This window comes from Caulobacter sp. GW821-FHT10A10, from assembly GCF_059415745.1.
Window position 1 is genome coordinate 800,373 of sequence record NZ_JBWKNV010000002.1, and the last position, 24,317, is coordinate 824,689.

27 protein-coding genes are annotated in these 24,317 nt (G+C 68.0%); 17 read left to right on the forward strand and 10 right to left on the reverse strand.

Annotated features, from left to right (window positions below; all coding sequences use genetic code 11):
- Window positions 1-179: 179 nt before the first annotated feature.
- Complete coding sequence (locus AC07NS_RS08630; RefSeq protein ID WP_494602725.1) at window positions 180-1,964, forward strand: SLC13 family permease; 1,785 nt, start codon at window positions 180-182, stop codon at window positions 1,962-1,964.
- A gap of 4 nt (window positions 1,965-1,968) precedes the next feature.
- Here AC07NS_RS08630 and AC07NS_RS08635 read toward each other — a convergent pair whose 3' ends face one another.
- Entirely contained in the window at window positions 1,969-2,238 is a 270-nt protein-coding gene (locus tag AC07NS_RS08635; protein WP_494602726.1) for a hypothetical protein, read from the reverse strand.
- 315 nt (window positions 2,239-2,553) lie between these two features.
- On the opposite strand from AC07NS_RS08635, the gene AC07NS_RS08640 reads away from it, so the two are divergent.
- The 3 genes from AC07NS_RS08640 to AC07NS_RS08650 are packed head-to-tail and all read left to right on the forward strand — an operon-like array spanning window position 2,554 to window position 3,363.
- Complete coding sequence (locus AC07NS_RS08640; RefSeq protein WP_110120022.1) at window positions 2,554-2,763, forward strand: cold-shock protein; 210 nt, start codon at window positions 2,554-2,556, stop codon at window positions 2,761-2,763.
- 59 nt (window positions 2,764-2,822) lie between these two features.
- Window positions 2,823-3,182, forward strand: a complete 360-nt coding sequence (locus AC07NS_RS08645) for a DUF6481 family protein (RefSeq protein ID WP_494602727.1) — start codon at window positions 2,823-2,825, stop codon at window positions 3,180-3,182.
- Window positions 3,183-3,213: 31 nt separating this feature from the next.
- Window positions 3,214-3,363: a hypothetical protein gene (locus AC07NS_RS08650; protein ID WP_199228462.1), complete on the forward strand. Its 150-nt coding sequence runs from the start codon at window positions 3,214-3,216 to the stop codon at window positions 3,361-3,363.
- Between the two features lie 29 nt (window positions 3,364-3,392).
- Here the strand turns inward: AC07NS_RS08650 and AC07NS_RS08655 are convergent, their stop codons facing one another.
- Entirely contained in the window at window positions 3,393-3,659 is a 267-nt protein-coding gene (locus AC07NS_RS08655) for a hypothetical protein (protein ID WP_487292143.1), read from the reverse strand.
- A gap of 229 nt (window positions 3,660-3,888) precedes the next feature.
- Here AC07NS_RS08655 and AC07NS_RS08660 point away from each other — a divergent pair, with 229 nt between their 5' ends.
- The 3 genes from AC07NS_RS08660 to hemF all read left to right on the forward strand — a co-directional run bounded on the left by AC07NS_RS08660 (window position 3,889) and on the right by hemF (window position 6,752).
- Window positions 3,889-4,635, forward strand: a complete 747-nt coding sequence (locus AC07NS_RS08660) for an electron transfer flavoprotein subunit beta/FixA family protein (protein ID WP_487292142.1) — start codon at window positions 3,889-3,891, stop codon at window positions 4,633-4,635.
- Window positions 4,635-5,576: an electron transfer flavoprotein subunit alpha/FixB family protein gene (locus AC07NS_RS08665; protein ID WP_494602728.1), complete on the forward strand. Its 942-nt coding sequence runs from the start codon at window positions 4,635-4,637 to the stop codon at window positions 5,574-5,576. The genes AC07NS_RS08660 and AC07NS_RS08665 overlap by 1 nt, the downstream gene beginning before the upstream one ends.
- Before the next feature lie 291 nt (window positions 5,577-5,867).
- The gene (hemF, locus tag AC07NS_RS08670; protein WP_494602729.1) at window positions 5,868-6,752 is read left to right on the forward strand and encodes an oxygen-dependent coproporphyrinogen oxidase; all 885 of its coding nucleotides are present in this window, start codon (window positions 5,868-5,870) and stop codon (window positions 6,750-6,752) included.
- Window positions 6,753-6,896: 144 nt separating this feature from the next.
- Here hemF and AC07NS_RS08675 read toward each other — a convergent pair whose 3' ends face one another.
- The 4 genes from AC07NS_RS08675 to rlmN form a co-directional block, all read right to left on the reverse strand.
- Window positions 6,897-7,739, reverse strand: coding sequence for a S1 family peptidase (locus AC07NS_RS08675; RefSeq protein WP_494602730.1), 843 nt, complete (start codon window positions 7,737-7,739; stop codon window positions 6,897-6,899).
- A gap of 28 nt (window positions 7,740-7,767) precedes the next feature.
- On the reverse strand, window positions 7,768-8,193 hold the full coding sequence (locus tag AC07NS_RS08680; protein ID WP_110120014.1) for a DUF350 domain-containing protein: 426 nt from the start codon (window positions 8,191-8,193) through the stop codon (window positions 7,768-7,770).
- A 92-nt stretch (window positions 8,194-8,285) separates the two neighbouring features.
- Complete coding sequence (locus tag AC07NS_RS08685; RefSeq protein ID WP_494602731.1) at window positions 8,286-8,660, reverse strand: hypothetical protein; 375 nt, start codon at window positions 8,658-8,660, stop codon at window positions 8,286-8,288.
- Window positions 8,657-9,856 carry a dual-specificity RNA methyltransferase RlmN gene (gene rlmN, locus AC07NS_RS08690; RefSeq protein ID WP_494602732.1) on the reverse strand — a complete coding sequence of 400 codons (1,200 nt, stop codon included), beginning with the start codon at window positions 9,854-9,856 and terminating at the stop codon, window positions 8,657-8,659. Before rlmN ends, AC07NS_RS08685 begins: the two co-directional genes overlap by 4 nt.
- A 303-nt stretch (window positions 9,857-10,159) precedes the next feature.
- Here rlmN and trmD point away from each other — a divergent pair, with 303 nt between their 5' ends.
- The 9 genes from trmD (at window position 10,160) to AC07NS_RS08735 (ending at window position 18,505) form a co-directional block, all read left to right on the forward strand.
- Entirely contained in the window at window positions 10,160-10,897 is a 738-nt protein-coding gene (gene trmD, locus AC07NS_RS08695; protein WP_494602733.1) for a tRNA (guanosine(37)-N1)-methyltransferase TrmD, read from the forward strand.
- Window positions 10,898-10,900: 3 nt separating this feature from the next.
- The gene (gene rplS / locus AC07NS_RS08700; protein ID WP_487292134.1) at window positions 10,901-11,284 is read left to right on the forward strand and encodes a 50S ribosomal protein L19; all 384 of its coding nucleotides are present in this window, start codon (window positions 10,901-10,903) and stop codon (window positions 11,282-11,284) included.
- 705 nt (window positions 11,285-11,989) lie between these two features.
- Window positions 11,990-13,423 (forward strand): 3-isopropylmalate dehydratase large subunit, encoded by a 1,434-nt coding sequence (gene leuC, locus AC07NS_RS08705; RefSeq protein ID WP_494602734.1) that lies wholly within the window; start codon window positions 11,990-11,992, stop codon window positions 13,421-13,423.
- Window positions 13,420-14,184: a hypothetical protein gene (locus AC07NS_RS08710; RefSeq protein WP_494602735.1), complete on the forward strand. Its 765-nt coding sequence runs from the start codon at window positions 13,420-13,422 to the stop codon at window positions 14,182-14,184. Before leuC ends, AC07NS_RS08710 begins: the two co-directional genes overlap by 4 nt.
- Complete coding sequence (locus tag AC07NS_RS08715) at window positions 14,169-14,345, forward strand: hypothetical protein (RefSeq protein ID WP_494602736.1); 177 nt, start codon at window positions 14,169-14,171, stop codon at window positions 14,343-14,345. The genes AC07NS_RS08710 and AC07NS_RS08715 overlap by 16 nt, the downstream gene beginning before the upstream one ends.
- A 12-nt stretch (window positions 14,346-14,357) precedes the next feature.
- Window positions 14,358-14,963, forward strand: a complete 606-nt coding sequence (gene leuD, locus AC07NS_RS08720) for a 3-isopropylmalate dehydratase small subunit (protein ID WP_494602737.1) — start codon at window positions 14,358-14,360, stop codon at window positions 14,961-14,963.
- Window positions 14,964-15,103: 140 nt separating this feature from the next.
- Entirely contained in the window at window positions 15,104-15,406 is a 303-nt protein-coding gene (locus tag AC07NS_RS08725; RefSeq protein WP_494602738.1) for a putative quinol monooxygenase, read from the forward strand.
- A gap of 16 nt (window positions 15,407-15,422) precedes the next feature.
- A complete protein-coding gene (gene leuB, locus AC07NS_RS08730) occupies window positions 15,423-16,475 on the forward strand; it encodes a 3-isopropylmalate dehydrogenase (protein WP_494602739.1) in 1,053 nt (350 codons plus the stop codon).
- Between the two features lie 101 nt (window positions 16,476-16,576).
- Entirely contained in the window at window positions 16,577-18,505 is a 1,929-nt protein-coding gene (locus AC07NS_RS08735) for a methyl-accepting chemotaxis protein (RefSeq protein WP_494602740.1), read from the forward strand.
- A gap of 168 nt (window positions 18,506-18,673) precedes the next feature.
- Here AC07NS_RS08735 and AC07NS_RS08740 read toward each other — a convergent pair whose 3' ends face one another.
- The 4 genes from AC07NS_RS08740 to AC07NS_RS08755 form a co-directional block, all read right to left on the reverse strand.
- On the reverse strand, window positions 18,674-20,773 hold the full coding sequence (locus AC07NS_RS08740) for a catalase (RefSeq protein ID WP_494602741.1): 2,100 nt from the start codon (window positions 20,771-20,773) through the stop codon (window positions 18,674-18,676).
- Between the two features lie 92 nt (window positions 20,774-20,865).
- Entirely contained in the window at window positions 20,866-21,270 is a 405-nt protein-coding gene (locus AC07NS_RS08745; protein ID WP_494602742.1) for an SRPBCC family protein, read from the reverse strand.
- Between the two features lie 46 nt (window positions 21,271-21,316).
- Window positions 21,317-21,454 (reverse strand): hypothetical protein, encoded by a 138-nt coding sequence (locus AC07NS_RS08750; protein WP_487292125.1) that lies wholly within the window; start codon window positions 21,452-21,454, stop codon window positions 21,317-21,319.
- 161 nt (window positions 21,455-21,615) lie between these two features.
- Window positions 21,616-22,182 (reverse strand): DUF427 domain-containing protein, encoded by a 567-nt coding sequence (locus tag AC07NS_RS08755; RefSeq protein ID WP_494602743.1) that lies wholly within the window; start codon window positions 22,180-22,182, stop codon window positions 21,616-21,618.
- A 200-nt stretch (window positions 22,183-22,382) separates the two neighbouring features.
- Between AC07NS_RS08755 and AC07NS_RS08760 the strand changes: the two genes are divergently transcribed.
- Window positions 22,383-24,284 carry a peptide MFS transporter gene (locus tag AC07NS_RS08760; protein ID WP_494602744.1) on the forward strand — a complete coding sequence of 634 codons (1,902 nt, stop codon included), beginning with the start codon at window positions 22,383-22,385 and terminating at the stop codon, window positions 24,282-24,284.
- The last annotated feature ends 33 nt before the right edge of the window (window positions 24,285-24,317 follow it).

The window sequence follows — 24,317 nt, forward strand, 5'->3', positions numbered from 1 at the left end:
GCGGGCGGTTGCGCCGAGCGCGGCGGCTTGATCCTTCGACCTGGCCCACACTCTCGACAGTTCTTATTTTGTTCTCGTTATGCGTCAGGCGCGGACGTAGCTCGCGGGCGCTCTGAACGGATCCGCCGGCCGGCCGTTGTCTGACCGAGGGCCAAGCTTGGGCCTGGGGGAGGGCGCGCGTGACGTTGCAGCAGGGACTGTCCTTCGGCCTGGTGGGCGCGACCGTGCTGTTCTTCGTCTGGGGTCGCTGGCGTTACGACCTGATCGCCGTCGGGGCCCTGGCCGTGGGCATGGTCACGGGCCTGATCCCCGTGAAGTCGGCCTTCGAGGGTTTTTCCAACGACATCGTCATCATCATCGCCAGCGCCCTGGTGCTGAGCGCGGCGGTGTCGCGCTCGGGCATCGTCGACACCCTGATGGCGCCGCTGCTGCCGCGCCTGACGCAGGCGCGCAGTCAGGTCCCCGTGCTGTCGGCGATCACCGCGGTGCTGTCGATGGCTACCAAGAACGTCGGCGCCCTGGCCCTGATGATGCCGTCGGCCCTGCGCCTGGGACGGGCGACCGGCGTGCCGCCCTCGCGCCTGCTGATGCCGATGTCGTTCGGCTCGCTGGTCGGCGGGCTGGCGGTGCTGGTCGGCACCTCGCCCAACATCATCGTTTCCGAAGTGCGGCAGGAGGCGCTGGGCAAGCCGTTCGCCATGTTCGACTTCATGCCGGTCGGGGCGGTGCTGACGGTGCTGGCGATCGCCTACCTGACCTTTGCCTATCGCCTGCTGCCCAAGGGACGCGAAGCGGCGGTCGATATCGACGCCGCCCTGGCGGCCAACGCCTATGTCACCGAGGTCGAGGTTCCCGAAGGCTGGGCCTTCGAGCACGACCGGGTGGGCGACCTGAAGCGCGCCGGCGGCGACGAGGTGAGCGTCCTGGCCCTGCTGCGCGGCCGTCGCCGGATCGCCACGCCCCATCCCAACCGCAAGATCCTGCCCGGCGACGTGCTGTTGCTGGAAGGACAGCAGCAGGCGCTGAACGAGCTGATCGTGAAGGCCAGGCTTCGCCTGTCCGACGCCGACCGGCCGGTGGTGATGGACGAGCCGACCGACGAGGTCCGGGTGGTCGAGGCGGTGATCGGCGCGGAGTCCGACCTGATCGGCAAGAGCGCCCGGGCGCTGAACCTGAACCAAGCCTACGGCGTCAACCTGCTGGGCGTCAGCCGGGCTGGCTATCGGCTGGCCGGGCGGCTGGCGACGATCCGCCTGAAGGCCGGCGACATCCTGGTGCTGCAGGGTGGCGAGCAGCAGCTGCCCGGCGCCCTGCAGGCCCTGGGCTGCCTGCCGCTGGCCGAGCGCGAGGTGCGACTGGGCGGCGTGCGCCATGCGCTTCTGCCGGCCGCCATTCTGGCGGGCGCCATGGCATTGGTGGCGTTTGGCGTGCTGCCGGTGGCGGTGGGTTTCTTCGCCGCCGCCGTGCTGGTGGTGGCGACGGGCGGCTTGCGGATGCGCGAGGCCTATGGGGCGCTGGAGGCGCCCGTGCTGGTGCTGGTCGCCGCGATGATCCCGGTCAGCGACACGATCCAGAAGAGCGGCGGCACCGACCTGATCGCCGCTTGGCTGTCAGGCGCCTTCGACGGCCTGCCGCCGCTGCTGACCCTGACGGCGATGATGGCCGTGGCGATGCTGGCCACGCCCTTCCTGAACAACGCCGCCACGGTGCTGATCGTCGCGCCGATCGGTCTTGGACTGGCCGAAAGGCTCGGCTTGAGCCCCGATCCGTTCCTGATGGCTGTCGCGGTGGGGGCGGGATGCGACTTCCTCACCCCCGTCGGTCACCAGTGCAATACGCTGGTGCTGGGACCGGGCGGTTACAGGTTCGGCGACTACGCCCGACTGGGCGCGCCGCTGACCGTGCTGATCCTGCTGGTCGCGCCGGGGCTGATCGCCCTGGTCTGGCCGCTGGCGGGCGGCTGACGACCTAGCGGAGTTCGAAGTAGACCGTGCCGTCGCCCTCGGTGTGGGCGACGATGGCGATGTCGTGTTCGACGCCGTCGTCCAGGGTCAGGCGGCCGCCGCCGGCCCGGAAGGCTTCGCGCATCGCGGCGGGCTCGCCCGTCAGGCTGCCCTTGCCGGCCCGTCGCCCGGCCGTGCCGCCGGTGATTAGCAGCGAGAAGTCGATGTCCTGCCGCTGGCGGGAAATGGTCAGGGCGCCGGCGCCCGTGCGGGGAGTGGGAGGAACTTTACGCATGACGTTGATAACGCCGAGCTTGGCTGTTCGATCCCCGTCGATCGAAATAAGGCGCCGGTCGAGCCGGTGGCCGCGAGATTTTCCAAAAATGAAAATGTCCCGGCGCCGTTTATGGATCTGAAAAAGATTCGAAATCGCTTGTGAAATAATCCACAGGCGCGCATGATTTGGCGATCGAATATCGAAATGGTTCGGCCGCTCTCCACGCTTGTTCTTCGGATCGAGCGCCCGAGTCTACCCAAAACCTCTCCGAAAATTTGATCGCGCGGACCATTACGGCCGTGCGGCTGCGCTTGTTTTTAAGGATACTTCCCCATGGCTACCGGCACCGTGAAGTGGTTCAACTCCACCAAGGGCTTCGGCTTCATCCAACCCGACGACGGCGGCGCGGACGTGTTCGTCCACATCTCGGCCGTCGAGCGCTCGACCCTGGGCTCGCTGAACGAAGGCCAGAAGGTCGCCTTCGAACTCGAGCGCGACCAGCGCAGCGGCAAGATGTCGGCCGGCCAACTCCAGGCCGCCTGATCTCGACGTCTCAATTCGCCCGCGGGATCCTCCCGCGGGCGTTTGCTTGAAAGGGTTTCATGAGTTCATTCCAAAACGTCGGCCATGCCGATCGCCTCAAGGCCGCGGCGCAGGCCAAGGCGGCCCTGCTGGCCAAGTTCAAGCCCAAGGCGGCTGTCACAGATCCCCAATTCGAAGACCGCGCCGCCCTGCGCGCGGCCGAACTGACCGAGGTTCGCAAGGAGCGGTCCGCCGCGCGGGCGCTCATCAAGGCGCAAGCCGCCGAGCAGCAGGCGGCCCAAGAGCAGGCTCAGGCCGCTTTGGCCGAAGAAGCGCTTGCCGCCAAGCGTGGAGCGCGTAAGGAACGTAAGGCGCTCACCAACGCTGAAGCTAAGGCCAAGCGTGACGCACGCTACGCCGCGCGCAAGGCCCGCGCCTGACTGCGCGGACTTTCTTACAAGGGGAGCCGCCATGGCCCGCAAGCCGAACTACAATTTCGAACGTCAGGAACGCGAGCGCCTGAAGGCGGCCAAGGCCGCGGAAAAAGCCGCCGAGAAAGCCGCCGAACGCGCGGCCAAGCGCGCCGAGTCGGGCGAAGGCGAGGGCGAGCCCTCGGCCTGACCCGCCGATCCTGACCCGTCGGCGGGCGCTTACTTCTTTTCCGGGTTCCGGACCGACGGGCCTTCCATCTTGGAGGTGTCGGTGTTGATCGGCGGCAGGTTGGCCGGCCGGCCGGTCAGCTGCTCGATCGGATAGATCGTGCCGCACTTGAGCCACTTGCCGGCCCAGGCGCCGCCGCGCGCCTCGCACTTCGCCTTCGGCCACACCCACAGGTAATGATAGCCGAACACGCCAACGATGCTGGCGAGGAAGATGCCGATGAAGATGATCTTCAGGCGGTTGATCGTGCGGTTCATGGCGGCGTCTTAAGCACCGGCCGCGCTATGTGGCTAGCCCCATTTCGCGAGGCGGAGCGCCGGACGGCGCTGACGGCGCGCGGAAGGTGTCGTACATTTGTTTGAATGATCCCTGAAAAAGAGCATTACGCTTACGTTAGGGGAAACTTGCAAACCTGTGCGGACGCGCTAAGTCGATTGTCCAAGCAGGGGAAACCTCGAAAGAGCAGCCAGGAGGCGGCGTAGACCGATGAAGGTTCTGGTCCCGGTCAAACGGGTTATCGATTACAACGTGAAGGCTCGGGTGAAAGCCGACCAGACGGGCGTCGACCTGGCGAACGTCAAGATGTCGATGAACCCGTTCTGCGAGATCGCGGTCGAAGAGGCGGTGCGCCTCAAGGAAAAGGGCGCGGCGACGGAAGTCGTCATCGTCTCGATCGGCCCGGCTCAAGCCCAGGAAACCATCCGTACGGCGCTGGCCATGGGCGGCGACCGCGGCATCCTGATCACCAGCGACGCCGACCTCGAGCCGCTGGCCGTGGCCAAGCTGCTGAAGGCCGTCGTGGCCGAAGAGCAGCCGGGCCTCGTCCTGATGGGCAAGCAGGCCATCGACGGCGACAACAACGCCGTGGGCCAGATGCTGTCGGCCCTGCTCGACTGGCCGCAGGCGACCTACGCCTCGGCGATCGAGATCTCGGGCTCGGCCGCCAAGGTCACCCGCGAAGTCGACGGCGGCCTGCAGACGCTCGACGTCGACCTGCCGGCCGTGGTCACCGCCGACCTGCGCCTCAATGAGCCGCGCTACGCCAGCTTGCCCAACATCATGAAGGCCAAGAAGAAGGAAATCGCGCAGAAGACCGTCGCCGACTACGGCGTCGACGTCGCTCCGCGCCTGACCGTCGTCAAGGTCACCGAGCCCGCCAAGCGTTCGGCCGGCGTCAAGGTCGAGTCCGCCGCCGACCTCGTTTCCAAGCTCACGACCGCGGGGGTGCTGTAATGGCCGTTCTCGTCATCGCCGACAACGACAACGCGCACCTGCGCGACGGCACCCACAAGACCGTCACCGCCGCCCTGAAGCTGTCGGGCGACGTGGACGTGCTGGTCCTGGGCTCGGGCGTCGCGGCTGTCGCCGCCGAAGCCGCCAAGATCGCCGGCGTCCGCAAGGTGCTGACCGCCGAGAGCGACGCCCTCGGCCACGGCATCGCCGAAGCCCAGGCCGACGCCGCCCTGGCCATCGCGGGCAACTACGACGCGATCCTGGTCCCGGCCACCGCCGGCGGCAAGAACTTCGCCCCGCGCATCGCCGCCAAGCTCGACGTCGCCCCGATCAGCGACATCGTCGAGGTGGTGTCGGCCGACACCTTCGTGCGCCCGATCTACGCCGGCAACGCGCTGGAGACCGTCCAGTCGTCCGACGCCAAGAAGGTGATCACCGTCCGTCCGACCGCCTTCCCGGCGGCGGGTGAAGGCGGCTCGGCCTCGGTCGAAAGCGTCTCGGGCGCCGACGCGGCCAAGACCCGCTTCGTCAGCGAAGAGATGGTCAAGTCTGACCGTCCGGAACTGGCCGCGGCCAAGATCGTCGTCTCGGGCGGCCGCGCCATGGGCTCGGCCGAAGAGTTCCAGGCGGTCATCGAGCCCCTGGCCGACAAGCTGGGCGCCGCCGTCGGCGCCTCGCGTGCGGCCGTGGACGCCGGCTACGCCCCGAACGACTACCAGGTCGGCCAGACCGGCAAGGTCGTCGCCCCGCAGCTCTACATCGCCGTGGGCATCTCGGGCGCCATCCAGCACCTGGCCGGCATGAAGGACTCCAAGGTGATCGTCGCGATCAACAAGGACGCCGACGCGCCGATCTTCCAGGTCGCCGACTACGGCCTGGTCGCCGACTACAAGTCGGCCGTGCCGGAACTGCTGAGCGCGCTCACCGCCGCCGGCAAGTAAGGCTTCTCGCTTCGGCGGGATCGGAAGGCCCGGGAGCGATCCCGGGCCTTTTGTTTTTGGAGCGCCTTCTCCTCTCCCGCTTGCGGGGGAGGGGGACCACGAAGTGGTGGAGGGGGCGAGACTGGGCGCTGAGCGCGCGGTCGCCCCCTCCGTCACGGCGCCGATGGCGCCGCGCCACCTCCCCCGTTTCACGGGGGAGGAGCTTGGTCTTTTTGATCCATATCCTCCGCAAAACCCCTTATGCGCGCCCCCGGATTTGCGCGGGATCGGGCTTGGGCTTAAGCCGATCCCATGACGCAACAAGCCGACACCCTTTCCGATCTCGACGCCCAGAAGGCCCGCGCGAAGGCCTGGTTCGAGAGCCTGCGCGACCAGATCTGCGCCGCCTTCGAGGCCCTGGAGGACGAGGCGCCCGCCGCGCTCTACGGCGACAAGCCGGGCCGCTTCGAACTGAAGCCGTGGGACCGTCCGGCCGGCGGCGGCGGGGTGATGGGCATGATGCACGGCCGGCTGTTCGAGAAGGTCGGGGTGCACGTCTCGACGGTGTTCGGGACCTTCCCGCCGGAAATGGCCAAGACCATGCCCGGCGCGGCCGAGGACCCTCGGTTCTTCGCCACCGGCATCAGCCTGATCGCGCACATGACCAATCCGCGCGTGCCGGCCGTGCACATGAACACCCGCTTCATCGCCACGACCAAGGGCTGGTTCGGCGGCGGCGGCGACCTGACGCCGCTGCTCGGCTACCAGCGCCAGCAGGACTTCCCGGACGCGATCGACTTCCACGCCGCCTACCAGCGCGCCTGCGACAAGCACGATCCTGACTGGTACGCCAAGTACAAGGCCTGGTGCGACGAGTACTTCTTCCTGCCCCACCGCAACGAGCCGCGCGGCATCGGCGGCATCTTCTACGACCACCACGACAGCGGCGACTGGGGGCGCGACTTCGCCTTCACCCAGGATGTCGGCCGGGCCTTCCTGGAGATCTACCCGACCCTGGTGCGTCGTCGGATGGGCGAGGCCTGGACGCCTGAAGAGCGCGAGCAGCAACTGGTCCAGCGCGGCCGCTACGTGGAGTTCAACCTGCTCTACGACCGGGGGACCATGTTCGGCCTGAAGACCGGCGGCAACGTCGAGTCGATCCTCAGCTCCATGCCGCCCGAGGTGAAGTGGCCGTAAAATAAGAGGCCCTCTCCCTGTGGGAGAGGTGTCGGCGAAGCCGACGGAGAGGGGAGTGGCTGGAAATCGGCAGGCTTTGCGGCGGCTGAAAACGGCCCCCCTCCGGCGCTTCGCGCCACCTCCCCCAGAGGGGGAGGATCTTTCTTACACCGCCAAACACACCACCTGCGCCACGCGGAGATCCCGCCGCAGGCCGTCGGCGATGCGGCCGTAGTTGTCGGTGGTGATGGACTCGCCCGGGGCGAACTCGGGAACGCCGGTGTCGCCGCCGCGGCGGGGCGAGCGGGAGATCAGGGCGCGCAGGCTTTCGGGGGCGGTGGTGTAGATGCGGCCGCGACGCGGGGACTCGGCCACCGTCACGCCGATCACTCTGCCTGCGCTGTCGAGGGCCGGGGCGCCGGACAGGCCGGCCAGGGTGCCTTTCAGATTGTCGGTGCGGCCGACCTCGGCCCAGACTAGCACCGGCTCGGTGCGAGCGCCGCGGCCGTGGATCACCAGGTTCTCGCGGCCGATCAGGCGCGAGGCGACCTCGCCGGCGTGGCCCTGCGGGAAGCCGGGATGGAAGGCCCGCATGCCCTTGCGCGGGTCGCCGGTGTTCATCGGCATGGCCGGGGCGCCGCCCTCGGTGGTCAGGATGGCCGCGTCGAAGCGCGGGTCGATGGTGACCTTGGCGGCCACGCCGCGTCCGTCGGCGACCAGGATGGCGGCCGACTTGCAGCCGTCGACCACGTGGCGGGCGGTCAGCCAGATCCCCTGCGTCCCCACCGAGAAGGCCGTGCCCGATGCGGGCTCCTGCTTGTCGGGCACCTGGACGACGATCGACGGGTCGAAGGGTGAGGCGGGCCCCAGGGGCACGCCTTCCTCGCCAGGCACCGGCGGCGGCGGCGGAGGCGCGTCGGCGCGCTCCTGGCGGCCGACGGCGACCACCAGCAGGGCGGCGACCACGGCGCCGTAGACCAGCCAGTCTGGAAGCTTGGGGAAATGCACGCGCCCCGCTCCGGTGAGCCTCCCCGCCTCAGCCCGCCACGCCGGCGGCGATGATGATGGCGGTGGCCAGCTTGGCGCCGACCAGCAGGGCGGCGGCCGAGACCTCGCCCTCGTTGATCCGCTCCGGCAGGCCCTTGAGCATCATGTCGGTCAGGCGGAAGACCAGCAGCTGCAGCGCCAGGGTGGCCACGCCCCACAGCAGGATCTCGATCACCGAGGTCGAGGCCGCCAGCGAGGCGGCCAGCGGAATGGCCAGGCCCGTCAGCACCCCGCCCAGCGACAGGGCCGCCGCCGCATTGCCCTCGCGGATCAGCTTGATCTCGCGATGGGGCGTCAGGAGGATGTAGATGGCCGCGCCCGCGATCAGCATGACCATGGTCACGCCCACATGGGTCAGGGTCGTCAGCAGGCCATTGGCGAAGGCCTGGATCTCGGGCGACTGGATCTGAGGCATGGTTACGCGACCCCCGGGGACTGAAGGGGCAAGCTCTAACACGGGTCGGCGAGTCTTGCGTAGGGGGCTCGCCTCAGGCGCGTTCGGACGGGTCAGCCGTTACCGTTGCAGGTCATCGAGACCAGGTGCTCGGTCTTGACGTCGTACATCACCGAGACCACCGAGCAGCCGCCGTCGGCGATGTCGGGGATGGCCGACAGCGGGCCGATGCGCACGCCGATGGTGCGGCCGCTGTCGTCGCGCACCCAGCGGCCGACGATCAGTTTGCGGTTTTCAATGGTGACCCCGGCGTAGTCGCGGCCGTAGCGCCAGATCGGGGCCATGCCCGGCTTGCGCGAGGTCTGGGATTCCAGCTTGGCCACCTGGGCCGGGGTCGGCGTCCAGTAGGGCCGGCCGCGCGGCAGGGTCGCGCCGGCCGGCGCGGCGGCCAGAAGGGTCAGGAACAGGGCGGCGAGGGCGCGCCTCACGCCGCGTCGTCTGCGTCGTCTTCCAGCATGCCGGCCATGGCCGCCATCGACAGCTTGCGCAGGGCGCTGGCGCGGACCTTCTCGCTCTCGCTCTTCAGCTGGCCACAGGCCGCGAGAATGTCGCGGCCGCGCGGGGTGCGGATCGGCGAGGAGTAGCCGGCCTTGTTGAGGATCGCCGCGAAGGTCTCGATCGCGCCCCAGTCCGAGCACTCGTACTGGCTGCCCGGCCACGGGTTGAACGGGATCAGGTTGATCTTGGCGGGAATGCCCTTGATCAGCTTGACCAGCGCGCGGGCCTCGTCGGGGCTGTCGTTGACGCCCTTCAGCATCACGTACTCGAAGGTCACCCGGCGAGCGTTGGACAGGCCCGGATAGGCGCGGATGCCGGCCATCAGCTCGGCGATCGGGTACTTCTTGTTCAGCGGCACGAGCACGTCGCGCAGTTCGTCGTTGGTGGCGTGCAGGCTGATGGCCAGCATGGCTTGGGTCGTATTTCCCAGCTTTTCCAGCATCGGCACGACGCCCGAGGTCGACACCGTGATCCGGCGACGCGAGATGCCGATGCCTTCGTTGTCGCTGATGATCTCGATGGCGTCCGAAACCTGGCCCAGATTGTAGAGCGGCTCGCCCATGCCCATGAATACGATGTTCGACAGCAGGCGGTCTTCCTTGTCGGACGGCCACTCATTGAGGTCGTCCTTGGCGATCTGCACCTGGGCGACGATCTCGGCCGCCGTCAGGTTGCGCACCAGGGGCTGGGTGCCGGTGTGGCAGAAGCTGCAGTTCAGCGTGCAGCCGACCTGGCTGGAGACGCACAGCGCGCCGACCCGGCCCACCGACGGAATGTAGACGGTCTCGACCTCGATGCCCGGGGCCATGCGGATCAGCCACTTGCGGGTGCCGTCCTTGGAGACCTGGCGCTCGACCACTTCGGGGCGGGCGATCGTGAAGGTCTCGGCCAGGCGCGCGCGGGTTTCCTTGGCCACGTCGCTCATCTGGGCGAAGTCGGTGACGCCGCGGTGGTGGATCCAGCGGAACACCTGGGTGGCGCGCATCTTGGCCTTGCCGTGCTCGACCACGCCGCTCTCCGTCAGGGCGGCGATCAGCTGCGGGCGAGTCAGGCCCGACAGGTTGACGGGCGGCTTGGCCGCGTCGGCAGCAGGCGCAACGCGGGACAGGTCGAGGGTGACGCTCAAGGGGCGGTCCGGGAAATTCGAGGAATGTGCGGGGTCGAGGCGGGGATATAGCAGATGTGGGGCGGTTTTCCAAAAGGGCGGTTGGTCGCGCGGGCGAGGCCGCTCAAAAGGACCCTCTCCCTGTGGGAGAGGTGTCGGCGAAGCCGACGGAGAGGGGGAGTGGTGCAAAATCGGCCAGCTTCTCAGCGGCTGAAAACGTCCCCCCTCCGGCCCTCCGGGCCACCTCCCCCAGGAGGGGGAGGGTTCTGGTGTGCGACTTCGGCCCCCTTCGACAATTGTCCGCCATACCGCTAAACCGCGCCCATGCCGTTCACCGCCACCGTCATGACCATGTTCCCCGAGGCCTTCCCCGGCCCGCTCGGCGTCTCGATGATCGGGACCGCCTGGAAGGAGGCCGACCTGTGGCGTTTGGAAACACTGGACATTCGCGCCTTTTCCAAGGATAAGCGCGGCTTCCTCGACGACACTCCCGCGGGTGGCGGCGCGGGAGCCGTGCTCAAAGCGGACGTCATCGCCTCTGCGCTCGATAGCGTGGAGCTTGATGGGCGGCCGCTTTTGTACATGAGCGCCCGGGGCAGGCCCCTGACCCAGGCGCGCGTAAGAGAGTGGTCCAAGGCGCCCGGCATCGTGGTGCTGTGCGGCCGCTTCGAGGGGGTGGACCAGCGGGTGCTAGACGCCCGAGGGTTCGAGGAGGTCTCCGTCGGAGACGCGGTTCTCGCCGGTGGCGAGGCGGCGGCGATGGTGGTGATCGAGGCGTGCGTTCGACTGGCCCCGGGTGTTCTGGGGAATATCGAGAGCACGCTGGAAGAAAGCTTCGAGGACGGTCTCCTCGAACATCCGCAGTACACGCGACCGCGGACGTTCGAAGGGCTCGACATCCCCGAGGTGCTGCTGTCGGGCGACCACAAGAAGGTCGACCAGTGGCGGCGCAGTATGCGTGAAGAAACGACCCGCGAGCGGCGTCCAGATCTCTGGGAAGCGCATCTCGCCAATCAACAGGCAAAAGGCGGCCCGAAAACGGGTAAGCCCAAAGGAGAATAGACCATGGCGATCAACATCGTCGCTCAGCTCGAGCAAGAAGAAGCGGCCCGTCTGCTGGCCGTCCGCGCGATCCCGGACTTCCGTCCCGGCGACACCCTGCGCGTCAACGTGAAGATCAAGGAAGGCGAGCGCGAGCGCGTTCAGGCCTATGAGGGCGTCTGCATCGCCCGCGCCGGCACGGGCGTCCACGAGAGCTTCACCGTCCGCAAGATCTCGTTCGGCGAAGGCGTGGAACGTCTGTTCCCGCTGCTCTCGCCGAGCATCGAAAGCATCGAAGTCAAGCGCCGCGGCGTCGTCCGTCGCGCCAAGCTGTACTACCTGCGCGACCGTCGCGGTAAGTCGGCCCGTATCGCCGAGCGCGTCAACGTTCGTCGCGACGCCGAATAAGCCCTTCCGCTTCGGCGAGAAGATCGAAGGCCCCGGTGGAAACGCCGGGGCCTTTTGCTTGTGCGCCCTTTGCCTGCGCCCTGTGCTTGTGCGCTTGTGCACAGCGCGAGATTGCGCGCAATCTCAGGTTAAGTCGATGAAGCGGGGGCGACATGCGACGGATCTGGACGATTGGGTGTCTTTTGACGTTGCTGGCGATCGCTCCCGGCGGCGCGGCCCAGCCGTCCGCCTCGTCCTTGACCCAGCCCTCAATCGACGTCTTCGCCGGGCCGATCTGCCGCTCGCGGCCGGGGGCGACGAAGATCGCGGCCGCGTCGCCCGCAAGGTCAAGCTTTGTGCGTTCGCACGCACCTTGACGGACCGTCGTTCTGTGGCATGATCAATTCACCCCCGCCGCTCAGTCGACGGGCTTCCAGACCGTCTCCTTTCTAGTGGACGGCCCTCTTCAGGTGGAGCCATCGGCCCCTGGAGTGTTGAAAACGATGTCAGGGCGCGCCGACAGGTCTCTACGACCGGCGCGCCCTTAGTCGTTCTGGGAGGCGTCGTGGCGGCGCTATGTCGCGGGTTCGGGCAAGAAATGTGCGTCCGGTCCGGCGATCCTTGCGTGTCTGGGGCAAGATCAGTCGTCGCCCGGCGGTCACACAGCGGATTTTCGGCGCATCCACGCTTTACGCGCCACCGCTTCGGGCCTAGATGCGAGGCGCTATGACCCGCGCAACAAAGACCCTCTACGACAAGATCTGGGACGCCCACGTCGTCAGCGAAGCCGACGGCGAGGCCATCCTGTACATCGACCTGCATCTCATCCACGAGGTGACGACGCCGCAGGCCTTCGCCGGCCTTCGCGCCGCGCATCGCCCCGTGCGCCGGCCCGACCGCACGCTCGCCGTGGCGGATCACAACGTGCCGACCGAGAACCAGGCCGCCGGCGTCGACGCCGTGCAGGACGAAGAGGCGCGCCTCCAGCTCCAGACGCTTGGCCGCAACGTCGCCGACAACGGGATCGAGTATTTCCCGATGGGCGACATCCGCAACGGCATCGTCCACGTGGTGGGTCCCGAGCAGGGCCGCACCCAGCCGGGCATGACCATCGTCTGCGGCGACAGCCACACCTCGACCCACGGCGCCTTCGGGGCCCTGGCCCATGGCATCGGCACGTCGGAAGTCGAGCACGTGCTGGCCACCCAGACCCTGCGCCAGAAGAAGGCCAAGAACCTGCTGGTTCGGGTCGACGGCCAGCTGGGCCCCGGCGTCACGGCCAAGGACATCGCCCTGGCCGTGATCGGCGAGATCGGCACGGCCGGCGGCACCGGCTATGTCATCGAATACGCCGGCGAGGCCGTGCGCGGCCTGACGATGGAGGGCCGCATGACCCTCTGCAACCTGACCATCGAGGGCGGCGCCAAGGCCGGCCTGGTCGCGCCCGACGAAACCACCTTCGAATACGTCAAGGGCAAGCCCGCCGCGCCCAAGGGCGCGGCCTGGGAGATGGCCCTGGCCCACTGGAAGACCTTCTTCTCCGACGAAGGCGCCGTCTTCGACCGCACCGTCGTCATCGACGGCTCGGCCCTCGTGCCGATGGTCACCTGGGGCACGTCCCCCGAGGACGTCATCCCGGTGACCGGCAACGTGCCCGAGCCGGAAAGCTTCGGCACGGCCGACAAGCGCGCCGCCGCCCACCGGGCTCTCGAATATATGGGCCTGACCGCCGGCCAGCCGATCTCGGAAGCCCGCATCGACCGCGTCTTCATCGGCTCGTGCACCAACAGCCGGATCGAGGACATGCGCGCCGCCGCCGCGGTGGTGCAGGAAGCCTTCCTGCACGGCCGCCTCGTGGCGCCGCACGTGAAGGCGATGGTCGTACCGGGCTCGGGCCTCGTTAAGGAACAGGCCGAGGCCGAAGGCCTGGACGCCATCTTCAAGGCCTCGGGCTTCGACTGGCGCGAGCCGGGCTGCTCGATGTGCCTGGGGATGAACCCCGACCGTCTCGAGCCGGGCGAACGCTGCGCCTCGACCAGCAACCGCAACTTCGAAGGCCGTCAGGGCCGCGGCGGCCGCACCCACCTCGTCTCGCCCGCCATGGCGGCGGCGGCGGCGATCGCCGGCCACCTGGTCGACGTGCGGACCCTGCTGTCGTGAGCCTGTTGCTCGCCCTGGCGGCGGCCTCGACCTTCGCCGCGCCGCTCGACCTGCCCAAGACGGCGCAGGTCGAGATGGTCGTGGTCAAGAGCCGCGAGGACATCCGTGACGGCAAGGCCAGCGCGCCGATCGGCGGCAGGACGGTCTACGCCAAGACGATCGAGACGCAGGGCGACGGCTACCGCGTGACGCTGAAGCCGGTGTCGACGGAGCTGCCCAAGGTCGGCACGGCCGCGCAGCAGGCCAAGGTGCAGGCCGCGCTCGAGGGCATGCTGGCGCGGACCTATGTCTACGACGCCGACGAAAGCCTCTCGCCGGTGTCGATCGAGGACTGGCCGGCCACGGTCGCCGACGTGACCAAGGCGCTGACCGCCCTGGCCGGCGACGACGCCGACGCCGCCAAGGCCATCGGCGCGGTGACCAGCATGTTCGCCAGGATGAGCCCCGAGCAGGCCGCCACGGTCATGCTCAAGGAAGACAGCCTGCTGACCGTGCCGGTGAACGTCGAGCTGGAGGTCGGCAAGCCGCTGACCTACGACGACGAGATCGCCAGCCCGTTCGGCGGCGGCGTGATCAAGGCCAAGGGCGTCGTCTCGATCGAGAAGATCGACGAGGCGCGCGGCGTCGGCGTGGTGCGCTGGAGCCGGAGCCTGGATCCGGAGTCGACCACGGCGATCATCGCCAAGATGATCGAGGCCATGGCCGCTCAAATGGGCCCCGACGCCAGAAGCCCGACGTCAAGGCCATGTTCGCCAACATGAAGTTCGAGAACACCAGCGGTTGCCTCTACGAGATCGACCTGAAGATCGGCCTGCCGATCAAGGCCGACTGCGAGAGCAAGACCGTTCTCACCGATCCGAGCAGCGGCCAGCTGAACGGCCGCACCGAGCGCTGGGCCATCACCCAGACGCTGAAGAACTAGGAGAGGCGCGACATGCAAGCCTTCACCCGTCTCGACGGCCGCGCGGCGCCCCTGTCGCTGGCCAATATCGACACCGACCAGATCATCCCCAAGCAGTTCCTCAAGACCGTCGAGCGCGAAGGTCTGGGCAAGGGCCTGTTCTTCGATTTTCGCTTCGACGCGGCGGGGAACGAGATCGCCGACTTCGTGCTGAACCGGCCGGAGTACAAGGGCTCGTCCGTGCTGATCGCCGGCGACAACTTCGGCTGCGGCTCCTCGCGCGAGCACGCCCCGTGGGCGCTGATGGATTTCGGCATCCTGTGCGTGATCTCCACCAGCTTCGCCGACATCTTCAACAACAACTGCTTCAACAACGGCCTGCTGCCGGTGGTGCTGGCGCCCGACGAGGTCTCGCTCCTGATGGACGAGGCCAAGGGCGGCAACCACATGGTCAGCATCGACCTGGAAGCCCAGACGGTGATCTCGCCCTCGGGCAAGACCTTCAGCTTCCAGATCGATCCGGTGCGCAAGCAGAAGATGCTCAAGGGCCTGGACGCCATCGGCGAGACCCTGCAGCACGCGACCGACATCGACGTCTTCGAAAGCAAGCGCGCCATCGGCCAGCCCTGGCTGGAATAGCCCGTTTGCTCCCTCCCCCTTGATGGGGGAGGGCTGGGGTGGGGGTGACGGCGGCGGCTCGGTTCGCGCTACATCCTGACAGGCTTCCACTCCCATCCCCGACCCTTCCCCCATCCAGGGGGAAGGGGGAGATTTTCCGAATGACCCTGATCCTCGCCGGCTCCATCCGCTTCGCGCCCGAGCGCCTGGAAGCCCTGCGCCCGCACCTGGCGGCCCAGGTGGCCGGATCGCGCGGCGAGCCGGGATGCCTGGCCTACGCCCTCTCCGAGGATCCGCTCGATCCCGGCCTGATCCGGGTGTTCGAGCACTTCGTCGACGAAGCGGCTCTGGCCTTCCATCGCGCTTCGCCGCATATGGCCGCATGGCGTGCGGCCTGCGCCGAGCTCGGCGTCCACGAGCGCCGCATGTCTTCTTTTGACGTTTCCACCCACCGTTCTATTTGAAGCCGCGAGATCTGAAATGGCTACGCTCCTCCTGCTCCCTGGCGACGGCATCGGTCCGGAAGTCTGCGCCGAGGTGCGCCGCGTCGCGGCCGCGCTCACGCCGAACCTGGTGGTCGAGGAAGCCATCTACGGCGGCGCCAGCTATGACGCCCACGGCACGCCCCTGACCGACGAGGTGCGTGATCGCGCGCTCGCCAGCGACGCGGTGCTGATGGGCGCGGTCGGTGGTCCCAAGTGGGCCGACGCCCCGCGCCACCTGCGCCCGGAAGCCGGCCTGCTGAACCTGCGCAAGGCTATGAACGTCTACGCCAACCTGCGCCCGGCCTATTGCTTCGAGGCCCTGGCCGGCGCGTCCAGCCTGAAGACCGAGTTGGTCTCGGGCCTCGACATCATGTTCGTGCGCGAACTGGTCGGCGGCGTCTATTTCGGCGAGCCGCGCGGCATCGATGTGCTGCCGGACGGCCAGAAGAAGGGCTACGACACCGCCCTCTACACGACCAGCGAGATCGAACGCGCCGGGCGCGTGGCCTTCGAGTTGGCCCGCGGCCGCAAGAACAAGGTCCACTCGGCCGAGAAGTCCAACGTCATGGAGTCGGGCCTGCTGTGGAAGCAGGTGATCACCGAGCTGCACGCTCGCGAATATCCGGACGTCGAGCTGGAGCACATCCTGGCCGACAACTGCGCCATGCAGCTGGTGCGCGCCCCCAAGCAGTTCGACGTCATCGTCACCGACAACCTGTTCGGCGACATCCTGTCGGACGCGGCGGCCATGCTGACCGGTTCGCTGGGCATGCTGCCCTCGGCCGCCATCGGCGATCCCAACAAGCCGGGTCTCTACGAGCCGATCCACGGCTCGGCCCCCGACATCGCCGGCAAGGGCCTGGCCAATCCGCTGGCCGCCATCCTGTCGTTCGAGATGGCCCTGCGCTGGTCGCTGAAAGAAGTCGAAGCCGCTGACCGTCTTCTGGCGGCGGTCAAGGCTGCTCTGGATTCGGGTGCGCGTACCCGTGATCTCGGAGGTGAACTTACGACTGTTCAGATGGGTGATGCGGTATTGTGTCGCATCTAAAACGCTGAATAGCGTTGTTATTCCTGCATTTTGCAATCTGTGCTTAAGTTTTATCGCCCAGTTCCTCGCCTTATCGAATGATAGGTTGAGGGCTGGGCGAAATGCGTTTCAACGACTTGAAGATCTCGACGAAGCTGGGCGTGGCGTTCAGCGCGCTGATCATCGCCTTCATCGCCTCGTCGGCGGTGGTGTTCACCAGCCTGCAGCGCATCGAGGACGCCGCCGTCTCCAGCCAGCGCAGCCAGTCGCTGGCCACCGACGCCCAGTCGGTCATGAACCTGGTGCTGGAACAGCAGAACGCCCTGCGGGCCTACGCCCTGCTCGGCGACACCGACTTCGCCCAGACCTACAAGGATAACGCCGCCCAGTTCGACAAGGGTCTGGACGCCTTCGAGGCCAAGACCACCGTCGCCGAGCAGAAGGCGCGCATCCAGCGCCTGCGCGCGGCGATGGCCGACTGGCGCGTGACGATCGCCGATCCGGTCCTGACGGCCATGGCCAACGACCCGGTGATGGGCCGCGTCACCGCCGGCGAACTGACGGGCCGCAAGAGCCTGTCGCAGATCCGCGCCGTGCAGCAGGAGCTGACCGCCGCGGCCGCCGACCGCGTGGCGCTGCGGGCCAAGGAAATGAAGTCGGCCATGGACACGGCCATCCTGTCGCTGGTGATCGGCGGCGTCGTCGCCCTGGCCATCGCCGGGGTGATGGGCTGGATGCTGTCGGCGACCATCGGCGCTTCGGTGGCGGCGATGACGGCGGCCATGCGCCGCCTGGCCGGCGGCGACAACAGCATCGAAGTCCCGGCCGTCGGCCGCAAGGACGAGGTCGGCCAGATGGCCCAGGCCGTGCTGAGCTTCAAGGACGCCGCCATCCACAAGCTGCGCCTGGAAGGCGAGGCGGTCGAGCAGCGTCGCCTGACCGAGAGCGAGCGCGCCCGCGTCGAGGCCGAGAAGGCCGCCAAGGCCGAGGAAGACGCCGTCGCCGTGGCCGCCCTGGCCGAAGCCCTGGATCACCTGTCGAACGGCGACCTGACCTTCCGCATCACCGCCCGCTTCGCGCCGGAAACCGAACAGCTGAAGGCCGACTTCAACGCCGCCGTCGCCCGCCTGGAAGAGGCCATGCGCGGCATCAACGGCGCGGCCGGCGGCATCCGCGCCGGTTCGGAAGAGATCGCCCAGGCCTCCGACGACCTGTCGCGTCGCACCGAGCAGCAGGCCGCCAGCCTGGAAGAGACCGCCGCGGCCCTCGACCAGATCACCGCCACCGTCCGCAAGACCGCGACCGGCGCCAAGGAGGTCTCGGGCCTCGTGGCCGACGCCCGCGCCGGCGCCGAGCGTTCGGGCCAGATCGTCGACCAGGCCGTCAGCGCCATGGCCGGCATCGAGCAGTCCTCGGGCCAGATCGGCAACATCATCGGGGTGATCGACGAGATCGCGTTCCAGACCAACCTGCTGGCCCTGAACGCCGGCGTCGAAGCCGCTCGCGCAGGCGACGCCGGCAAGGGCTTCGCGGTTGTCGCCCAGGAAGTGCGGGCTCTCGCCCAGCGCTCGGCCGAGGCCGCCAAGGAGATCAAGGGCCTGATCTCGACCTCGACCCAGCAGGTCGGTTCGGGCGTGTCCCTGGTCGGCCAGACCGGCGAGGCCCTGCGCGCCATCGTCAGCCAGGTGGCCAGCATCGACGCCCTGGTCGGCGAGATCGCCGCCAGCGCCCAGGAGCAGGCCACCGGTCTGCATCAGGTCAACAGCGCCGTGAACCAGATGGACCAGGTCGTCCAGCAGAACGCGGCCATGGTGGAAGAGGCCACCGCCGCCACCCACTCGCTGAAGGGCGAGGCCGGCGAACTGGCCGTGCAGGTCGGCCGCTTTAAGGTCACCGGCGGCGCCGCGGTCGCCTCGGCCCCGCGCGCGGCCTCTCCCGCCTCGCGTCCGACCGCCAGCCCGGCCCGCGCCGCGCAAGCCCGCGCCGCCGCCTTCGCCAGCGAAGGCTCGGCCGCACTGAAGGTGGAAGCCGACGCCTGGGAAGAGTTCTAAGTTTCCTTCTCCCCTTGCGGGAGAAGGTGTCGGCGAAGCCGACCGATGAGGGGCTTCCCAGACGCAAGACGCCGCGACAGCCGTAACGCTGTCGCGGCGTTTCTGTATGTGCGACCCCTCACCCGATCCGCTTCGCGGGCCACCCTCTCCCGCAAGGGCAGAGGGGTTTTAGGCCAGGGTCCGCACCTTCGGCTCGCGGTCCCAGAACCGCTTGACCGCGGCGGCGAGGAAATCCTCGCCCAGGCCGGTGACGCCTTCATCGGGCTCGACCCCGGCCTTGTCCAGCAGGGGCTTGGCGGCGGCGTCGGCGCCGATGGCCTTCAGGTGACCGAAGGCGTCCATGACGAACTGCACGGCGGCGGCTTCCTTCAGCAGGGCCGCGCAGCCGTCGTCCGACAGCGCCAGGGCCACGGCGTCCACCGTCACCGACGGCGTCCCGGCCAGCTGGCCGTCGGCCGGGATCAGTGCTCCGTCCGCGCCCTTGGCGCCGCCGATCTTCGGGGCGATCACCTTGGGCGTCGCGCCGGCCTTGGCGATCGCCGCTTTCAGCTTGTCGACCGCCTTGGCGTCGGAGCCGTCGGCAACGAGAATCCCGATCACGTGGCCCTTCAGGTCGGCCGGGGCGCGCGGGCCGTTGACGATCCGCAGGGCGGGCGAGGGCGGCAGGTCGCGCACCGGAACCGCCGTCTTCGAGGCCTTGGGCACAGGCATGTTCAGGCCGTCGCCGACCCGGGCCGCCAGATCCGGATCGACATTGACCAGGTTGGACAGCATCCGCGTCCGCACCGCCTCGATCCCCACCTTCGACAGCTCGAACACCAGGGCCGAGGCCAGGTGCGCCTGCTCGGCCGGATCAAGCGAGCGGAAAAAGAGTCGGGCCTGGCTGTAGTGGTCGGCGAAGCTCTCGGGGCGGATGCGCAGCTTGTCGCCCTGCTCGTCGTCGCCGTCGGCCGCCTCGTGGGTGTGGAAGCCGGTGACCGGGCATTCGCGGGGGCCGCCTGGTTCGCCGGTGGTTTCGGCCAGGCTGTTGGGCTCATAGTTGGCGCGGCCCTTGGGCTGCAGCATCTGCATCATGCCGTCGCGCTGGAAGTTCATCACCGGGCACTTGGGTGCGTTGACCGGGATCTGGTGGAAGTTGGCCGTGCCCAGCCGGCTCTTCTGGGTGTCGAGATAGGAGAACAATCGGCCCTGCAGCAGCGGGTCGTTGGTGAAGTCGACGCCCGGCACGATGTTGCCCGGGCAGTAGGCCGCCTGCTCGGTCTCGGCGAAGAAGTTGTCGGGCCAGCGGTCCAGCACCATGCGGCCGATCGGGGTGATCGGCAGCACCTCTTCGGGAATGATCTTGGTGGGATCGAGGACGTCGAACTCGAAGCTGTCGGCGAAGGCCTGGTCGAAGGCCTGGACGCCCAGTTCCCATTCGGGGAAGTCGCCGCGCTGGATGGCCTCGAACAGGTCGCGGCGCTGGAAGTCGGGATCGGCGCCGGCGATCTTCACCGCCTCGTCCCAGATCGTCGAGGCCACGCCCTGCTTGGGCTTCCAATGGAACTTGACGAAGGTCGACTTCCCCCGGGCGTCGATCAGTCGGAAGGTGTGGACGCCGAAGCCCTCGATCGTGCGCAAGCTGCGCGGGATGGTCCGGTCGCTCATCGCCCACATGATCATGTGGGTGGCCTCGGGCATCAGGCTGATGAAGTCCCAGAAGGTGTCGTGGGCGCTGGCGGCCTGGGGATAGCCGCGGTCGGCCTCCATCTTCACCGAGTGGACGAGGTCGGGGAACTTCATGGCGTCCTGGATGAAGAACACGGGGATGTTGTTACCCACCAGGTCCCAGTTGCCTTCCTGGGTGTAGAACTTCACCGCGAAGCCGCGCACGTCGCGGGGCGTGTCGACGCTGCCCGCGCCGCCGGCCACGGTGGAGAAGCGCACGAACACCGGGGTCTTCTCGCCGGGGCGCTGGAAAAGGTCGGCCTTGCTGAGCTTGGCCGCCGCCGGATAGGGCTCGAAGAACCCGTGGGCGGCCGAACCGCGGGCGTGGACGATGCGCTCGGGGATGCGCTCGTGGTCGAAGTGGAAGATCTTTTCCCGCAGGACGAAGTCTTCCAGCAGCACCGGGCCGCGCGGACCCGACTTCAGCTGGTTCTGGTTGTCGGAGACCCGGACGCCCTGGTTGGTGGTCAGGTGGCCCTCGGCATTGTGCGGGCCGTCCTTGGGAACCTGCTGGTGGGTTTCGTCGCCCGTTCCGCGCTTGGTGATGAAGCCGTCGTCCATGGCCCTGCCCTCGTTGGTCCCGGCCCTGTTGCGCGGGCCGAGGGGCAAACCCTGGGGCGAGCGCGCCGGTTCCTCCGGCGACGCTTGCGGTCTCAGCCCTCCAGCCGCGCCTTCAAGGTCTCCAGATCTCGGGTCACCGCCTCGGCGTCGCGTTCGAAGGCGGCGTCGTCCATGCCGGGCAGGCGAAAGAGGGTCAGGGTGACCTCGGCGCCGTCGCCATTGGCCACCACGCGCAGCGGCACGGAGACCTCGGTTCCGTCGGCCAGGGTCACCCAGTGGTCGAGGACGCCGAAGGGGTTTTCGGGCGAGAAGCGCACGCGGGCTTCGCCGCCGGGCGTGTCGACGATCCAGACATCGGGCTCGGCGGAAGCGCGTAGGCCGCCGCCCAGACCCGCGGCCCATTCGGGCATGGTTTCGGGCCGTCGCGCGTAATCATAGACATCGGCGGCCGTTCGGGCGACGCCGATGGAGATCGGGCGGCAGGGATTCAGGGACATGGAAATCTCGCGGCCAAAGCGGCGCGCGAGCTTTCCGCGCCGGGTGTCAGGAGAGGGCTGTGGCCAGGGCGATGATGCCGGCCCAGAGGCCGAGGCTGGCGCCGACGATCGCGACGCGCTCCCAACGGATCCGGCGGCGGGGCGACGCGGTCTGGTGGCGCGCCTCCAGGCTGATATAGGCCATGGCTTCCTCCTCCGTCTCTATTCTCCCCGGGGGAGGGAGCGGACGGTTTCATTTGAGACGATCTCCTGGGTTGCAACGCTTGGCAAGCGCGAACGGCGCCGTGGAGCGACAAAAATGTGTGTTTTCATACATGGGCTTGTGTCGGCGGGCCGACCGATCCCCTAGATCGAGCCCGTTCCGTGGTACGGACGGCCGATCACCTGGTCTTCGTCGCCCTCCCAGGCCTCGTCGTCGGGCATCGAGACATTGGTCTCCCAGTGCTCGGCCTGACTGCTGCCAGAGCCGCTGTCGGTGTGGCGGACGATCTCGTCGATGTCGTGGGCGCTGCGCGGGGCCGCGCCGGGGATCGCGGCGGACTCGGCCGGGCTGAGCGCGTCGTTCTGGAAGTCGACGTGCTGCGGATAGAAGGCCAGCCGCCCGGCCAGGCGCTCCATACCCTGCAACGGAGACTCGTAGGACCAGACGGCGTCCTCGATGATCTGCCGGTCGCGATAGATCGTGTAGTAGGTCGCTTGGCCCTTGTAGGGGCAGCGGGTGGTCTTGTCGGACTTGCGCAGGAAGGCCATGGCCACGTCGCTTCGCGGGAAGTAGCGCACCGGCGGATAGTCGGCCTCGCGGAGCACCAGGACATCGTCGCTGTCGGCGATCTCGTGGCCTTCGAACAGCACCCGCACGCGGCCGCTCTCGCGGGCGCAGGTGATCGGGTGGTCGGGATTTGACGATTGCATGCGCGTTCCCCAGTCGTTGCGGGTGTCGTTGCGGAACCTGTCGCCAATGAAACGCGCGGGGCGGGGCAAGCGCTCCCTTCCGGCAAGCCTTTGCTTGTGAAACGGAAAGCCGCGTGATCTTCTCCCCGCGAACTGGGGAGGGGAGGGCGAAACGACCGTTGGTGTCGCCCTATCTGACTTGAATACAGTCAAGGTCGAGAATGAATAGCATTGTCATTGTTATTGGCGTGCTCGTCACGTTATTGACGGGTCTGCCGGTATTCCTGCAGCTTATCAAAGAGCACCCCAAGGGGCTGATCATCCTGTTCTTCGCCGAGATGTGGGAGCGCTTCTCCTACTACGGCATGCGGGCGATCCTGATCTTCTATCTTACGCAACATTTCCTGTTCGAGCCGAAGGTGGCCAACGCCCACTATGGGTCCTACACCTCGCTCGTCTACCTGCTGCCGCTGATCGGCGGCTTCCTGGCCGACAAGTGGCTGGGCACCCGCAAGGCCGTGGCCTTCGGCGCCCTGCTGCTGGTGGCCGGCCACCTGACCATGGCGGTCGAGGGCAAGCCGGCGACCCAGACCCTGGCCTTCGCCGGCCAGACCTACGAATTCCAGGCCGAAGGCCGCGGCGACGACCGCGTGGCGCGCCTGATCGTGGCGGGCAAGCCCTACGACATCTCGGCCAACAAGGCCGGCGACTTCGAGATCAAGAACCTGGCGGCCGACGCGCCGCTGCCGGCCGTGCTGCCCAAGGGCCAGTACAAGCTGGGCGTCGAGGGTCGTGACCCGACCTATCTCAACATCTTCTGGCTGGCCCTGTCGCTGATCATCGTCGGCGTCGGCTTCCTGAAGCCCAACATCTCGACCATCGTCGGCCAGCTCTACCCGCAGGGCGACCCGCGCCGGGATCCGGGCTTCACCCTCTACTACTACGGCATCAACCTGGGTTCGTTCTGGGCCTCGCTGCTGTGCGGCTATCTGGGCGTCAAGGTGGGCTGGTGGGCCGGCTTCGGCCTGGCCGGGATCGGCATGCTGGCCGGCTTCGTCGTCTTCGTGCTGGGCAAGCCGCTGCTGATGGGCAAGGGTGAGGCGCCCGACGCCAAGGCGCTGAAGCAGAACGTCGCCGGCCCGCTGAGCCGCGAGCACCTGATCTACCTGGTGTCGCTGCTGGCGGTGGGCGTGGTGTTCTTCCTGGTCCAGCGCAGCGCCATCGTCGGCGTGACCCTGACCCTGGGTATGATCGGCTCGATCGGCTACATCGTCTGGTTCATGTTCGCCAAGGTCGAGAAGATCGAGCGCGAGCGCCTGGCCCTGGCCATGTTCCTGATCTTCGGCGCGGTGGTGTTCTGGACCCTGTTCGAGCAGGCAGGCTCGTCGCTGAACCTGTTCGCGGCCACCAACGTCAACCTGAACCTGACCTCGGCGCCGATCCACCTGTTCGGAAGCGCGGTGACCATCGCCACGCCTGGCCAGCTGAAGGCGGCGGGTCTCGACCCCGCCTCGACCTTCTGGATCGACTCCAGCTTCAACGCCGCCCAGACCCAGGCGCTGAACGCCGGCTGGATCCTGATCTTCGCCCCGGTGTTCGCGGCCCTGTGGACGTTCCTGGGCCGTCGCGGCAAGGATCCCAACCCGGTCGTCAAGTTCGGCCTGGCGCTGTTGCAGGTGGGCCTCGGCTTCCTGGTGCTGCAGTGGGGCTCGACCTTCGCCGACGGCGCCTTCCGCATGCCGCTGTTCTTCCTGGTGCTGATGTACATGCTGCACACCACCGGCGAGCTGTGCATGTCGCCCGTCGGCCTGTCGCAGATGACCAAGCTGTCGCCGGCCTCGATGGTGTCGTTCGTCATGGCCGTGTGGTTCATGGCCGTGGCCATCGCCCAGTACGTCGGCGGCTTCATCGCCGGCCTGACGACGGTGGAAACCGTCGGCGGCCAGGTGCTGGACCCCGAGGCGGCGCTGCGCACCTCGCTGCAGGTGTTCAACGTCATCGGCCTGATCGCCGCCGGCATCGGCGTGATCTTCCTGCTGCTGTCACCCTTCCTCAAGAAGTGGTCGCACGGCTCGGACGAGCATCACGCCGCCCCGGTCGACACCGCGACGGCCGCCGACTGAGGCGGACGCCAGTCCTGAAGACGAAGGCCCCGG

Coding starts and splice junctions, on each gene's coding strand:
- leuC (WP_494602734.1), top strand. CDS start 11,990: ATGACCCGCGCAACAAAGACCCTCTACGACAAGATCTGGGACGCCCAC.
- AC07NS_RS08740 (WP_494602741.1), bottom strand. CDS start 20,773: ATGGACGACGGCTTCATCACCAAGCGCGGAACGGGCGACGAAACCCAC.
- AC07NS_RS08680 (WP_110120014.1), bottom strand. CDS start 8,193: ATGCCTCAGATCCAGTCGCCCGAGATCCAGGCCTTCGCCAATGGCCTG.
- AC07NS_RS08725 (WP_494602738.1), top strand. CDS start 15,104: ATGACCCTGATCCTCGCCGGCTCCATCCGCTTCGCGCCCGAGCGCCTG.
- leuD (WP_494602737.1), top strand. CDS start 14,358: ATGCAAGCCTTCACCCGTCTCGACGGCCGCGCGGCGCCCCTGTCGCTG.
- AC07NS_RS08660 (WP_487292142.1), top strand. CDS start 3,889: ATGAAGGTTCTGGTCCCGGTCAAACGGGTTATCGATTACAACGTGAAG.
- AC07NS_RS08665 (WP_494602728.1), top strand. CDS start 4,635: ATGGCCGTTCTCGTCATCGCCGACAACGACAACGCGCACCTGCGCGAC.
- AC07NS_RS08735 (WP_494602740.1), top strand. CDS start 16,577: ATGCGTTTCAACGACTTGAAGATCTCGACGAAGCTGGGCGTGGCGTTC.
- hemF (WP_494602729.1), top strand. CDS start 5,868: ATGACGCAACAAGCCGACACCCTTTCCGATCTCGACGCCCAGAAGGCC.
- AC07NS_RS08745 (WP_494602742.1), bottom strand. CDS start 21,270: ATGTCCCTGAATCCCTGCCGCCCGATCTCCATCGGCGTCGCCCGAACG.
- rplS (WP_487292134.1), top strand. CDS start 10,901: ATGGCGATCAACATCGTCGCTCAGCTCGAGCAAGAAGAAGCGGCCCGT.
- trmD (WP_494602733.1), top strand. CDS start 10,160: ATGCCGTTCACCGCCACCGTCATGACCATGTTCCCCGAGGCCTTCCCC.
- AC07NS_RS08715 (WP_494602736.1), top strand. CDS start 14,169: ATGTTCGCCAACATGAAGTTCGAGAACACCAGCGGTTGCCTCTACGAG.
- AC07NS_RS08640 (WP_110120022.1), top strand. CDS start 2,554: ATGGCTACCGGCACCGTGAAGTGGTTCAACTCCACCAAGGGCTTCGGC.
- AC07NS_RS08650 (WP_199228462.1), top strand. CDS start 3,214: ATGGCCCGCAAGCCGAACTACAATTTCGAACGTCAGGAACGCGAGCGC.
- AC07NS_RS08635 (WP_494602726.1), bottom strand. CDS start 2,238: ATGCGTAAAGTTCCTCCCACTCCCCGCACGGGCGCCGGCGCCCTGACC.
- AC07NS_RS08760 (WP_494602744.1), top strand. CDS start 22,383: ATGAATAGCATTGTCATTGTTATTGGCGTGCTCGTCACGTTATTGACG.
- AC07NS_RS08750 (WP_487292125.1), bottom strand. CDS start 21,454: ATGGCCTATATCAGCCTGGAGGCGCGCCACCAGACCGCGTCGCCCCGC.
- AC07NS_RS08655 (WP_487292143.1), bottom strand. CDS start 3,659: ATGAACCGCACGATCAACCGCCTGAAGATCATCTTCATCGGCATCTTC.
- AC07NS_RS08645 (WP_494602727.1), top strand. CDS start 2,823: ATGAGTTCATTCCAAAACGTCGGCCATGCCGATCGCCTCAAGGCCGCG.
- AC07NS_RS08755 (WP_494602743.1), bottom strand. CDS start 22,182: ATGCAATCGTCAAATCCCGACCACCCGATCACCTGCGCCCGCGAGAGC.
- leuB (WP_494602739.1), top strand. CDS start 15,423: ATGGCTACGCTCCTCCTGCTCCCTGGCGACGGCATCGGTCCGGAAGTC.